This is a genomic window from Urechidicola vernalis (assembly GCF_031846385.1).
Lineage (GTDB): Bacteria > Bacteroidota > Bacteroidia > Flavobacteriales > Flavobacteriaceae > Urechidicola > Urechidicola vernalis.
The window spans coordinates 225558-238725 of the sequence record NZ_JAVRHV010000002.1; the positions used below are offsets into that span (position 1 = coordinate 225558).

General features: G+C 34.1%; 12 protein-coding genes and 1 tRNA gene. 2 read left to right on the forward strand and 11 right to left on the reverse strand.

What is annotated here, in order from left to right:
* Positions 1-14: 14 nt before the first annotated feature.
* Together RM519_RS06255 and RM519_RS06260 are read right to left on the reverse strand one after the other, a co-directional pair.
* Positions 15-680 (reverse strand): response regulator, encoded by a 666-nt coding sequence (locus RM519_RS06255; RefSeq protein ID WP_311592781.1) that lies wholly within the window; start codon positions 678-680, stop codon positions 15-17.
* A 175-nt stretch (positions 681-855) separates the two neighbouring features.
* Entirely contained in the window at positions 856-1290 is a 435-nt protein-coding gene (locus RM519_RS06260; protein WP_311592782.1) for a DUF4293 domain-containing protein, read from the reverse strand.
* A gap of 193 nt (positions 1291-1483) precedes the next feature.
* Between RM519_RS06260 and rho the strand changes: the two genes are divergently transcribed.
* A complete protein-coding gene (gene rho, locus RM519_RS06265) occupies positions 1484-3172 on the forward strand; it encodes a transcription termination factor Rho (protein ID WP_311592783.1) in 1689 nt (562 codons plus the stop codon).
* Positions 3173-3442: 270 nt separating this feature from the next.
* On the opposite strand, the gene RM519_RS06270 is transcribed toward rho, so the two are convergent.
* The 7 genes from RM519_RS06270 to RM519_RS06300 form a co-directional block, all read right to left on the reverse strand.
* Entirely contained in the window at positions 3443-5578 is a 2136-nt protein-coding gene (locus RM519_RS06270) for a peptidylprolyl isomerase (RefSeq protein WP_311592785.1), read from the reverse strand.
* Between the two features lie 126 nt (positions 5579-5704).
* Positions 5705-6970, reverse strand: a complete 1266-nt coding sequence (locus tag RM519_RS06275; protein WP_311592787.1) for a hemolysin family protein — start codon at positions 6968-6970, stop codon at positions 5705-5707.
* A gap of 12 nt (positions 6971-6982) precedes the next feature.
* On the reverse strand, positions 6983-7165 hold the full coding sequence (locus tag RM519_RS06280) for a hypothetical protein (RefSeq protein ID WP_311592788.1): 183 nt from the start codon (positions 7163-7165) through the stop codon (positions 6983-6985).
* Between the two features lie 2 nt (positions 7166-7167).
* Complete coding sequence (gene lptC / locus RM519_RS06285) at positions 7168-7734, reverse strand: LPS export ABC transporter periplasmic protein LptC (protein ID WP_311592789.1); 567 nt, start codon at positions 7732-7734, stop codon at positions 7168-7170.
* A 29-nt stretch (positions 7735-7763) separates the two neighbouring features.
* Positions 7764-9128 (reverse strand): tetratricopeptide repeat protein, encoded by a 1365-nt coding sequence (locus RM519_RS06290; RefSeq protein ID WP_311592791.1) that lies wholly within the window; start codon positions 9126-9128, stop codon positions 7764-7766.
* 20 nt (positions 9129-9148) lie between these two features.
* Positions 9149-10432 (reverse strand): BamG family beta-barrel-assembly machinery protein, encoded by a 1284-nt coding sequence (gene bamG / locus RM519_RS06295; RefSeq protein WP_311592792.1) that lies wholly within the window; start codon positions 10430-10432, stop codon positions 9149-9151.
* Complete coding sequence (locus tag RM519_RS06300) at positions 10425-11156, reverse strand: type III pantothenate kinase (protein ID WP_311592793.1); 732 nt, start codon at positions 11154-11156, stop codon at positions 10425-10427. Before RM519_RS06300 ends, bamG begins: the two co-directional genes overlap by 8 nt.
* 119 nt (positions 11157-11275) lie before the next feature.
* On the opposite strand from RM519_RS06300, the gene RM519_RS06305 reads away from it, so the two are divergent.
* Positions 11276-11348 (forward strand) — tRNA-Phe (locus RM519_RS06305).
* A gap of 63 nt (positions 11349-11411) precedes the next feature.
* Here the strand turns inward: RM519_RS06305 and RM519_RS06310 are convergent.
* Positions 11412-12707, reverse strand: coding sequence for a TRAP transporter large permease (locus RM519_RS06310; protein ID WP_311592794.1), 1296 nt, complete (start codon positions 12705-12707; stop codon positions 11412-11414).
* Positions 12707-13168 carry a TRAP transporter small permease gene (locus RM519_RS06315; RefSeq protein WP_311592795.1) on the reverse strand — a complete coding sequence of 154 codons (462 nt, stop codon included), beginning with the start codon at positions 13166-13168 and terminating at the stop codon, positions 12707-12709. Before RM519_RS06315 ends, RM519_RS06310 begins: the two co-directional genes overlap by 1 nt.

Sequence of the window (13168 nt, forward strand, 5' to 3'; positions counted from 1 at the left end):
GGGGTTTTAAAAAATTAAACTAATTGATTTTTATGTGCGTAAATTGCCAATCCTACGGCATTTTTTACTTTCAATTTTCGAATTAAATTTTTGCGATGCGTTTCTACGGTATTAACGCTGATATGAAGTTGGTTGCCAATTTCTTTGGTATTAAATTCCTTGGCAATTAATTTTAATATTGATAATTCTCTGTCTGTAATAGAACTTACAAACACACCATCTTGGGCTTGTTTAGATTCGTTGTCGGCACCAGAAAATAACGAAACGATTTTTTGCTGTACGCCTTCGCTAAAATACTGCTCACCGTTATGCACTGTTTTAATTGCTTGTACAATTTGTTCACCAGCACATTTTTTTGCTAAAAATCCATCAGCACCAATTTTCAAGACCTCCTTAACTAACTTAATATCGTCGTAGCTAGATAAGACTACTATACGAGGTCTTGAAGTCTGGTTACTAAATTCCTGCAAAACACCAATACCGTCTACTTTTGGCATATTAATGTCGAGTACTAACACATCAGATTTGTTTGATTTGTACCATTCTATAACGTCTTCGCCGTTTAAAGAACTTCCTACAACATCAATTTCCTCATCCGTTTTAAGCACCGCCTTAATGCCATCTATAAGCACCATGTGGTCATCTGCAATATGGACTTTTATCTTTTTCAATTTTCCCAAGTCAAAGATATTTTAATTACTAATACCAAACAATCACGGAAAACCGTGATTTTTTTAGCTCACGGTTTTCCGTGAGCTCGATTTTGTCTGCAATTGATTTTCAATGGTTTAAATATACAAAAAATCCACCCTAAAAAGGATGGATTTTTCCACTAAATATACTAAGATACTAGAATTATCGCAATCGATCTACAGATTTTACAAGGTCTTCATCTTTCTTAATTGCACGGTTTGCCATGACTAGCAATACAATAGCAATTAAAGGAAGCGCAGCCCCAATACCTTTCTCAGAAGCAAAAACTTCTCCAGATAAACTTTGTAAATGATACACCAATAACCCCAATATAAAAAGGTTGATCAAAATGTTAACTCTACCAAGAACAAACTGAGATTGTCTATTCTTGTATTTAAAAATAGTAATGAATGATACAAATGCAGAAGCATAAAATAAAACTGGTATACTGCTAACGGTTACACTATCATACTTTAATAGGTCATGTGCATATACCACATACCCATCTACACTTACCCATAAATTTAATACAAAAGGTAACACCGCTGAAACCAGCACTGCTAACAATAAATATATGGACTGAATACGTTGTAACATTCTATTTTTTAGAGATGCCAAATGTAAACTAATCTTTTATGGTATAAAAATTTTGCTTTTAATTTTATTTACTATATTTGTCATCTATTCATATAGCAAATTGCGTTACAGCGATTTATATTCAAAAAAATATTCAAACAAAACATATTTCATTTTCTACGTCAGAAAATATAATTAATCATAAATCTACATAATGTTAGACATTTCACAACTCAAGGAGAAATCTCTTGTTGATTTGCAGAAAATTGCAAAAGAAATTGGTTTACCTAAGTTCAGTCAATTAAAAAAATTAGATCTAGTATATCAAATATTAGATCATCAGGCAGCCAATCCTGTGGCGCCAGCAAAACCAACAGAAAAGCCTAAGCGTAAACGTATTTCTAAACCTAAAACAGAAAACAAAACTGCAGAAGCAAGCACAGTTGCTAAAACGGAAGTTAAGGCTGAAGTTAAAGCTCCAGTGGAAGCGAAGAAAGCAACTCCAAAACCTCAGAGAGCAGCAAAACCAAAAAAGGTAGAGGCTACTGAGAAAAAAGAACCTGTTGCTGCTAAGGAAAACACTCCTGAGAAGAAAGAGGATACAAACAAAAAGCCTCAACATCAAAAACAGGAGAAAAAACCGCAGCATAAAAAACAAGAGAATTCTGGTCAAAGACAAGAGAACTCAGGTCAAAAGCAGGAGCATTCTAAAAACAGAAAGCCACAGCATAAAGACCAAAAGAATCAACATCAAAAGAAAAATGGGAACAAATACAGAGACCCAGATTATGAGTTTGATGGTATTATAGAAAGTGAAGGCGTTTTAGAAATTATGCCTGATGGATACGGATTCTTACGTTCATCTGACTATAACTATTTATCATCTCCAGATGATATCTACGTTTCACAATCGCAAATAAAATTATTCGGGTTAAAAACCGGAGATACTGTTAAAGGAAATGTACGTCCGCCAAAAGAAGGTGAAAAATATTTCCCATTAATTAGAGTGTCTAAAATAAACGGATTGAATCCTAATGTTGTGCGCGATCGTGTAGCATTTGAGCATTTAAAGCCTTTGTTTCCTGATGAAAAATTAAACTTAGAAGGTAAAACGCTTTCTACTAGAATTATTGATATTTTCTCTCCTATTGGAAAAGGTCAACGTGGTATGATCGTTTCGCAACCTAAAACGGGTAAGACCATTTTGCTAAAGGATATTGCAAACGCTATTTCTGCAAACCATCCAGAGGTCTATCAAATTATTTTATTAATTGATGAAAGACCTGAAGAGGTTACAGACATGCAGCGCAATGTTAAAGGTGAAGTTGTTGCTTCTACTTTTGATGAGCCTGCTGACAAACACGTTAGAGTTGCAAATATTGTTTTGGAAAAAGCAAAACGTTTGGTAGAATGTGGACATGATGTTGTAATTCTATTAGATTCTATTACGCGTTTGGCAAGAGCCTACAATACGGTTGCTCCGGCTTCTGGAAAAATACTTTCGGGTGGTATTGATGCCAATGCATTACACAAACCAAAACGTTTCTTTGGTGCTGCTCGTAATATTGAAGGTGGTGGTTCTTTATCTATTATTGCAACTGCATTAACTGATACTGGTTCTAAAATGGACGAAGTAATTTTCGAGGAGTTTAAAGGAACTGGTAATATGGAATTACAGTTGGATAGAAATATTGCCAACCGTAGAATTTACCCTGCTGTTGATTTGGTTAAATCTAGTACACGTAGAGATGATCTATTGTTAGATGAGGCTACAATGCAACGCATGTGGGTAATGCGTAAATACCTTGCAGACATGAACCCAATTGAAGCGATGGAGTTCTTAAACGATCGTATGAAAGGCACCTTAAACAATCAAGAATTTTTAATGTCTATGAACAGATAATTCATAGCATTTATAAACATAACTAAAAAATCCAGTAAGGCAACTTACTGGATTTTTTGATTTAAGATGTTCTTACTTTTTGTCAAGCTGAGCCTGTCGAAGCAGACAAAAAAAACAATCTATACTAAACACATCGACAAGTTCAGACTGACACTTAATCTTTAGAAATAGATTATTTCTTTGCTACGTTTCTTTTATTGGCGCACAAATAAGGCATAAAAAAAGAGGCACAGTAACTGTGCCTCTTTTTTAGTTTTTATAAAACTTCTCTTAGTAAGTTTCACCTCTATAATCTTCAATTTCGTAAGCCGATTTTAAAGAATTAAAAATCTGATTTGTTCTTAATTTTAAAGAGTTCTGAATTCTTGTTCTAGCAACATCGTAATTTGGTAAAGCTGGCGCTTCTTCTACTGATGTTACTTGTATTGCAAATACTCCCTTAGCACCTGCTATATTGTTATGAACTTCTCCTTCTTTTGCTCCCATCATAGCTCCTACAATAGATGGCTCTGCGCCTACTCCAGAAATAGTAGGACTTGCCAATGTAACAGACGCTGCTGTTCTAACATTCGTTCCTGCACTAGAAGCAATCTCTTCTAAAGTAGATCCGTTCATTTTGTCAGCAATCAATTCAGCCTTTTTTCTATTTACGAGAATAGGTCTGATTTCTGTAATTACATTTGCAGCTGGTACTAAACCTTTTGGAGTCTTTGCAGCTAAAACAGCAACAACATACCCTCTTTCTACATCAAAACGTCTTACGTCTCCAACAGAAGTCTCAGAATTGAATGTCCAGTTTACAATTGGTCTTTGATTACCTCCAATACCAGGAACGTACTCGTCTAGAATCTTTAATCCAATTGCTGGTGCTAAAACATACCCTTTATCTTTTACCAAAGTGTATACATCATCTCCATTAGCAATATCAGATGCAAATGTTTCTGCCTCTAAATAAAACTCGCTTTCTGTTTGTTCAGATGGTGTAATTTCTCTTGCTAAAGTTGTTAATTGAACTGCTTTCTGATACGTAGTCTGGTCATCAATTTTAATTACATGGAAACCAAACTTCGTTTCAACAACCTTTACCGTTCCTTTTTTATTATTGAATAAGTATTCAGCAAAGTCTATATCAAAATTAGGAGAAAAAGCCTGTGCTTTTGTAACCCATCCAATGTCTCCACCTTTTCCTTTAGTTCCGTCAGTATTAATTTCATCTGCAACTTCTGCAAACTTAGTACTGCTTCTTCTTACTAAATTATAAACGCTGTCTGCTTTTTTCTTGGCCGCTTCTTTTGTCAATGTAGATGTAGATCTATTTGTTCCTGCAAAAGGAATAATAATATGACGAGACTTTACAGAATCTGGCATTTGTTTAAATGCATTGATTTTAGAAATCTTAAAGAATCCGTTGTGCTCGTATGGCCCAAAAACATCGCCTTCTTTTCCGTTAAATATATCATCTGCAATTACTGCTGGCGTTGCATTTTGAAATTTAAAACTAGTATCGTTTGGCAAATCAGATTTAGACTCATCTAAAAACTCCTGCGCATTTGTGCTGTTTTTCAACCCTTTGATACCGTAGTTTTCATCATCTTCAATAAAACTTGCAACAGTTTCTTTGATTGCGTTTTTATCCTCCTCTGAAGCAACTACATTAAAACTAACATAGTTAATATCTCTAGAAGCTTCTACTTGGTATTTCTTTGCGTTTTCTTTAATGTATGCATTCTTCTCTGCATCAGTAATCACTATTAAACTATCAGCAATTGAAGTGTAAGGAACATACACAAACTTTGAAGTTACTTTATTGTTATTGAAACTGTAATCGTTTTCTCCTTCTTTTAATGAAGCACTTAATCCAGCACCAACTAAATTATTATAAGCTGTACGCTTTAAGTTTTGTCTAATATCTGCTTCTGTTCTTAACCAATTTTGCCAAGCGTTATAAGGAGCAGTACCAGGTGCAGCACCAATAGCATCATCTTTCATATTTGCGATGTACTCTTTTGCTCTTTCAGCATCAAATAAACCACCTTCGTTTTGAAATTGTGGGTTTTGATTAAAAAATGGTAAACTGATTATTGAATTCCAAACATCTTCTTCACCAACAACAACTCCAGCCTTTTCTAACTGATCGTTATAAATTTTATCGCTCACCATTTGATTCCAAGCATAGTTCATTGCTTGTGTGTTTGATGAACTCCCTGTGTTTGCTTTATAAGCTTCAACCAAATTAGCAAATTCTTCTCTGCTTATATCCTCTCCATTTACTTCTCCAATAGTATTAACCTTAGCCCCTCCTCCATTATTATTGAATGCATCTCCAATAACAAAAGAAAATAATGCTAACCCTATAATTAATATTAAAGCAAAAGTTTTTTCTCTAATTTTCGATAAAATCGCCATACTGTACTATTCTTTTAATTTAGTGTGCGAAAGTACAATTTACAATTGAAATATAAAAGTGAATATTTCAATAAAAACGTGGATTTAAAGCAATTGATTTGGTGTGGAATAGCCAAGGAATTTATCCTAGTCTTCTTTGTCTAAAACTTTTAAATAAATCTCTTCAATTTTTACGGAAGATGCCGTTAAAATAGTGAACTGAAAATGATCAACTGTTATAATTTCTTTTTCTGCCGGAATGGTTTCGGAATGATATACTACGAGTCCACCTAAGGTTTCATAAGACTCATCTTCTGGCAATTTCAAGTCGAATGTTTCGTTTATATAATCTACCTCTAAACGTGCGGAAAACTTAAATTCTCGATCGTTTATCTTCTCTTCTTTTAAAGCAATGGTGTCGTGTTCATCTTCAATTTCACCAAACAACTCCTCTACAATATCCTCTACCGTTAATAAGCCAGATGTACCGCCATATTCGTCTAGAACCACGGCAACGCTCTTCTTCTTTTTGGTAAGCACATTTAGTATTTCATTAATCATCATACTCTCCGGAATAAATTCTACTGGCATTAAAATAGAACGCAAACTTTTAGGTTTTTTAAACATGTCAAAAGCATGTACATACCCTACAATTTCATCGAGCGAGTTTTTGTAAACAATGATTTTAGAATAACCTGTATCGATAAACAACTTCTTAATATTCGCCACCGATTCACTAATGTCTACTGCTAAAATTTCCGTTCTCGGAATCATAACTTCACGAGCCTTTACATCGTTAAAATCTAAAGCGTTTTGAAAAATCTGAATCTCAGCATCCAACTCTTCCTTCTCGTCCGACTTTTCTACCTGCTCAGAAATATACGATTCTAGTTCTGCCTTACTAAACTCGGTTTGCTCAACGTCTTTACTCGTATTAAACAAAACCCTTAGACAGAAATCAGAAATGGCATTTACAAAATCAGATAAAAAATGAAAAATGATGAAAAAGAAATACGCTGGATAGGTGAATATTTTTAAAAATTCATCGGCATAGATCCTAAAAATTGCCTTTGGTATAAACTCGGCAGTAACTAGAATAACAATAGTTGAAAAAAGCGTATGAATTAATAAGGTTCCAAAATTGCCCAATACATCAATAGGCAATTGCTGCACTAACAATTCACCCATATAGAAACTATATACCACCAATGCAATATTGTTTCCAACAAGCATGGTGGCAATAAATTTTGATGATTTCTGGGTGAGTTTCGCTAGAATTTTTGCTCTAAACCCTTCCTTTTTCTTTTCTAGTTCAATATGCATTTTGTTTGCAGAAACAAATGCAATTTCCATCCCTGAGAAAAAGGCCGATAGTAATATTGATATGATAATTACAACAAACTGTAATTCCATTAAGTGGGTTTATTATTTTTTATTTTCTCTGTTTTTTCTAAACCTACGTCTAAATAAAAACATAAAAACGGCCATTGCAGCCATTAAAAGATAAATATACGCTTTTTGATCTCCCCAAACTAAATAGGCTTCATAACCAAAGATTACGGCAACCGCCAAATATGCAATTTCAAAAAATCTTCCTGCTTTATTCATGTTTAATTATTTTCGTTTATATAAATATTACCTCGCTGACGCTTTGCTACAAACTTATCTAAATCTTCGCTTGCATCGAATCCAACTCCATAAATTGTATCTGTTGCCGTGTATAAGGTAAATACTTTTTCGGTATAAAAGTATTTTGTCTTCTGATCCCAAAAAAGTTGCTCTGTTGTTAATTTTTTGCGTTGGCTAAAATTATTAATGATAACATTTCCTGTTATTTCTGAAATACTAGTTTTAGACCAAGAAACGGCATAATTGCCAACAACAACTAAGGAGTCATTATTTTCATCAAAGGTTACAATTCTTACCCCTTCTGGAAACTCGGAATACGGATGCTCCTTTCTATTGCTAAAATCATGTAATAAAGGAGCCGAAAATTTCAAATCTACGCGGCCAGAATCTGTATGCACTGTATATACATTTTTAGCGACACCAATTGGTAAATTCTTGTCTGCCAAGAAATCGCGCACCTCTTGAATATCATTACCACAAGAAAAAAGCATTGCTGTTGAAACTACAACAGCAATGCTTTTTAATATATTCTTAAATGATTTATTCATTTAGCAAAAGTACTAAATTAAAAATCTATTTATTTCAATTTCACCTTTACATTTTCACCAATCCAACATCCAATTTTAAACGGATCGCCTTCTTTAATACCATCAGCAAATGCCATTTGCTTAGATGGGATGTTAGACTTATAATTCTTGATGTATTTACTTGCTGTAGAAGCAATACTTGGATCTACTGCAGCAGCTCTTTGCGCTTTATTCAATGCAGCAACATAAACCATACGCTTAGAGAACTCATTAGTTCCACAAGAGTTTGCACTACTAGCATATAAAGAAGCAATTAATAAATATGCTTTACCGTAACTTGGGTTACTTGCTAATGCTTGGTTTGCATATTTCCTTGCACTACTTTTTTGACCTTTCTTAGCCATATCACGTGCAATAGTTAAAAGGTGTCTTGCCTTTCTAACAGGATCAATTTCTAACTCAATTGCTTTCTTACGCATTTCTAAAGCCTCGTCTTTCTTTCCTTTCTTTTCTAAAATACCAGATAAGAAAATATAAGCATCAGAAGATGGATCTGCTTCAGCGTATGCTTTTGCTAATTCCTCATATAATGGATCTTCCGTACATTCTTTATTAAACATTCTAGAAACTGCACGCTTTAACCATTGGCCATTAGACATGTTTGCAGCAAAATCTCTTCTATATAAAGGCACTAAACGCTCACACGTCATTAATTCTTCAATTCTCTGCTCTAATCCAGCTTTTACAATTCCAATATTCTTTAAAGTACCTTCAGCAATTCTCTTTGATTTTGCATCTTTAGAACTTAAAGTTGCTCCACCATCTTCCTTCGCTATTAATTTACTCAATCTTGTTTGATATCTACCTGCTTTTTCATCCAAAGCGTCATTGATATTATCATAAGTATCTAAAATCAACTGCACATCAATGTCTTTGTTTCTTAACATTACCATTTCAAAATATAAGTAAATGTTTTTAGCAGACATTGCCGATGGATCTTCTTTATATGCTCTATCTAAATGTTGAAATAACTCCTCGTGCGTATAACCACTTTTCTTTAAGAAGTTTACCAAACTATCGAATACTTTTCCTAAATCTTTAGGAAAGTGAATAATTCTCGTATCCATAATTTTACTGTATAATCTCACTGCTTCCTCCCTTTCACCTTTGGCCAACATATCTTCAGCAATCTTATATCCATACTTATAAATATTTACAGATAACGTTGGGCAATTCTCCATTAAGTTATCTAAGCGTTTCCTGGCTTCCGTAAAATTCTTAGCCTGAATATCTCCTTTATACAAATTATATTCTACGGTGCATTCTTGATTAGACAATCCATTGTTAAATGCTGCTGCATTTAAACTCCCTACCATAAAAAATAATCCCGCGATTATGTAAGTTATTTTTTTCATTTTAACTGTTGTATTTAGTATTAGTATATTTGTTTTGGTTTAAACCATTTGTTTTGTAAAGTTAACCCTAATCTGAAATTAAAGTAATTTTCTTTTACTAAGCCATTATTTGTACTTCCACGTTGACCAAATTCAAATCCTAGATTTAATCTAGATAATTCGCCACCTACTGGTATTCCTACACCAAAAGACATGCCAACTTTATCTACAGGTTCATAATTAGCGCCATCTCCAATTGCATCAACCATCAATCCTGTTTTCTCCATATTGAATCCCCAACGGTAAATTACACGGTGCCAATAACTTGAAATTGAGTTGTATCTCGGAATATAAAATCCACCAACTGCTAAATTATTAGCTTCTTGATATGCTACCTGAGGATTATAACTTTCTAAATTCCCTGTTGCGTCAATTGCATTTCTAAAACTATAATCTATCCCTGCAGACCACTTATTTGTTTTACCGACATTAAACCCAACTGAAGTCTTTAATGGTGTTGTAAAAACACCTCTAGAGGTTTCGCTCCAAATTGTATCTCTCGGAATCTCAATACTTGTCACATTTACAGAATACAAGTATTCATTTCCTTTGGAATCTAAATTAGATTCTAACTCTAATTTTGCACCAACATTAAAATATAGATTCTTTTCTAACTTCTTATGGTAAATTGCACCTAACTCAAATTCAAATCCTTCAACATCCGAAATTGACCTATATTTTGTACCTAATTGTACATCTTTTATTTGGTTTAATATACTGTTTTCTACATTACCAAAAATGTACTCTCCTTCTAAACCAATACTTAAGCCTTTAAACACTTCATATCCAGCTCCTAAGAAAACACTATTGGTTCCACCTTTACCTTCATACAATGACGCCTGTAGTGGTTCATCGTCATCGTTGTATATTGTGTTAGTAATATTATATCCGGTAGTTGTTTTTGGTTGAAATCCAAAAGCAAATCCACCTTTAGGTCCCATAGGAATACCTACAGCGATATAAGATAAGTATGCGTTTGAAGATTTATCCTTTCCATTGTCATCCTCAAAAGAATAGGCTCTATTCTCTCCGGCTAAAGTGTATGTGGTAAAACTTAACGCGGCAAAAGAAGCCGGGTTGTTAAAGTTTAAATTAAATCTATTATTATTAGAAACTCCTACGCCACCCATACTCATTTCTTCAACGGTTTTTTGAGGTGAGTCATCACCAATTCCTAAACCAGAATAGGGCGAAGAACTCGTTTGTTGAGAAAAACTTTGTATGCTAAAAAGTACTACAAGTAGCACTAAAATTCTTTTAATCATCCTTACAATTATGTATCAAAATACTATTCAATCCTTCCAATAAAAAATTTGGATTGGCAAATATGCTATTTTTTAATTGATTCGCCAAGAAATATGTATCTCCTCCTGTTAAAACAACTGTTAATTTTTGATATTTCGATTTATACCTCTGTATTATTCCATTTATCTCAGCCGTAAGCCCATTTACTACACCACTTTGCATTGATGTTTCTGTCGAATTACCAATAAGATTTATATTTTCCGATTTCTTAAGATGTGGTAATTTATCGGTAAAAGTATGCATGGCTTTGAAACGCATTTCTAACCCAGGTGAAATAGCGCCTCCTAAATAACTACCATTCGCATCTATAAAATCGAAAGTGATACAAGTACCTGCGTCTACAACCAACACATTCTTTTTTGGGTATTGCACAAAAGCAGCTGCCGCTAAAGCAATCCTATCTACCCCTAATGTTTTTGGGGTGGCATAAGCATTTTTAAACGGAACTTTTGAAGTTGCACTTAACTCATGTATAGGAAATATCTGACGTATTTCAACTAATTGATTTGTCGATAAATTAGCTACCGATGAAATAATAGCCCGGTTTATTTTATGCTTTTTATGAATCTCTAGAAGTTTAAGTAAAATTTCTTTTTTACTAAATACATCTTGATAAATAATGTTAGCATCCTCAAAAAGAGCCACTTTGGCAAAGGTATTTCCAACATCAATTACTAAATTCATTCGTTCAAAAAAATAAAGTTCAAAAATACGAATGATTTTTTAGTTTTTGTTTTGATAAATCTAAAAAAACCATTTATATTTGCACCCGCTTACGACAGGTTAGCCTGCAGCATGCAACTGGTACCTTAGCTCAGTTGGTAGAGCAAAGGACTGAAAATCCTTGTGTCCCTGGTTCGATTCCTGGAGGTACCACTTAAAAAGCCTTAAGATTTATCTTAAGGCTTTTTTGTTTTTTATCAAATTTCATCACTCTATTTACAATCCAAACAAACTTGGCAACCAAAGACTTAATTCCGAGAAGTAGGTCACTAAAAATAAAGAAACGATCATTGCAAAAAACAACGGCAACAAGGGCTTCACTACCTTTTCAATAGTGGTGTTTGCAATTCCAACTCCAACAAACAGAACGGAGCCTACGGGTGGTGTACAAAGCCCAATAGAGAGATTTAAAACCATTACAATTCCAAACTGCACAGGATCCATTCCTAATTTTGTAATTATTGGTAAAAATATTGGTGTAAAAATTAACACTGCAGGTGTCATGTCCATAAAAATCCCAACAAAGAGCAAGATTAAATTTATCAAAAGAAGAATTATAATCGGGTTCTCACTAATTCCCAATAAGGCCGAACTAATATCTTGCGGAATGTTTTCATAAGACATTACCCAAGACATGCTCATAGAGGCTCCAATTAAAAGCATAACAATGGCTGTAGTACCACAAGACTCTAATAATATTTGAGGTAAATTCTTTAAACTAATTTCTTTATACCAAAAACCTAAAAGTAGCGTATATAAAACTGCAATTGCTGATGCTTCCGTAGCAGTAAATACTCCCGCTACTATACCACCAATAACAACCACTAGCAACATTAAACTTGGAAATGCACGCACAAAAGTTCGTCCCACTTCATTTAACGTACTTCTCTTACCAACTTTGTAGCCCTTCTTTTTGGCCCATAATGATGCAACTATCATTAAAAACAACCCGGTTAAAATACCTGGTATATACCCTGCCAAAAACAACGCCGCTATTGAAACACCACCACTTGCTAATGAATAAACGATTAACACATTACTTGGTGGAATGATCAGCCCTGTTGTTGAAGATGTAATATTAACAGCGGCACCAAACTCTTTTGAGTAGCCCTCTTTTTCCATTTCTGGACCTAAAATACTCCCCATAGCAGAAGCAGAAGCCATGGCTGAACCGGCAATAGCGCCCATCAACATTGCCGATATGATATTGATCAATGCCAAACCACCTGGTAGCGCACCAACCAATGTTTTTGCAAAATCTATAAGCCGATGCGCAATTCCTCCTTTATTCATCAATTGACCTGAGAGGACAAAAAACGGGATAGCCAATAAGGCAAAACTATCTAATCCAGTGGCTATTCGTTGTGATACTGTTGTGAATGATGCCACAGCAGAAATACTCACCATCATTGTTAGTAATGACGAAATTGCAATACTCCATGCAACGGGAACACCGATTATCAGTAACCCAATAAAACTTACGATTAAAACTAAAATTGGTAAATACTCCATTACGATTGCTTGTTTAAAATATCAGAAACTTTATAGAAAATAATTAAGGCTCCACTTATAGGAATAACCAAATAAACCAAGGCCAATGGAATTTGTAAGGCAGGAGAATATTGCTCTAAGGTATACGTAATATAAACTAATCTGCCGCCTCCAATAAATAATGCAAAAAAGCAAAACAGGATAATAATAACACTTACAATCATCTTTAAGCGCAGCTGACTATTTTTATTCAATTTTGAAGGTATTAAATCTATGGCTACATGCATATTTTTACCCGAAATATAAGCCGCACCTAATACACCAACCCAAATCATTAAATACCTCGCCAACTCATCAGTAAAAGAACTTGGAGACCCCAAAACAAATCTTGCAAACACTTGCCAAAGCACATTTAAAACCATTACAGCCATAATTACCACTAGAACTCTACCTAAAACGATATCTATTTTTTCTTTCAACAT

Coding starts and splice junctions, on each gene's coding strand:
- lptC (WP_311592789.1), bottom strand. CDS start 7,734: ATGAATAAATCATTTAAGAATATATTAAAAAGCATTGCTGTTGTAGTT.
- RM519_RS06310 (WP_311592794.1), bottom strand. CDS start 12,707: ATGGAGTATTTACCAATTTTAGTTTTAATCGTAAGTTTTATTGGGTTA.
- rho (WP_311592783.1), top strand. CDS start 1,484: ATGTTAGACATTTCACAACTCAAGGAGAAATCTCTTGTTGATTTGCAG.
- RM519_RS06280 (WP_311592788.1), bottom strand. CDS start 7,165: ATGAATAAAGCAGGAAGATTTTTTGAAATTGCATATTTGGCGGTTGCC.
- RM519_RS06260 (WP_311592782.1), bottom strand. CDS start 1,290: ATGTTACAACGTATTCAGTCCATATATTTATTGTTAGCAGTGCTGGTT.
- RM519_RS06275 (WP_311592787.1), bottom strand. CDS start 6,970: ATGGAATTACAGTTTGTTGTAATTATCATATCAATATTACTATCGGCC.
- RM519_RS06270 (WP_311592785.1), bottom strand. CDS start 5,578: ATGGCGATTTTATCGAAAATTAGAGAAAAAACTTTTGCTTTAATATTA.
- RM519_RS06290 (WP_311592791.1), bottom strand. CDS start 9,128: ATGAAAAAAATAACTTACATAATCGCGGGATTATTTTTTATGGTAGGG.
- RM519_RS06300 (WP_311592793.1), bottom strand. CDS start 11,156: ATGAATTTAGTAATTGATGTTGGAAATACCTTTGCCAAAGTGGCTCTT.
- bamG (WP_311592792.1), bottom strand. CDS start 10,432: ATGATTAAAAGAATTTTAGTGCTACTTGTAGTACTTTTTAGCATACAA.
- RM519_RS06315 (WP_311592795.1), bottom strand. CDS start 13,168: ATGTTGAAAGAAAAAATAGATATCGTTTTAGGTAGAGTTCTAGTGGTA.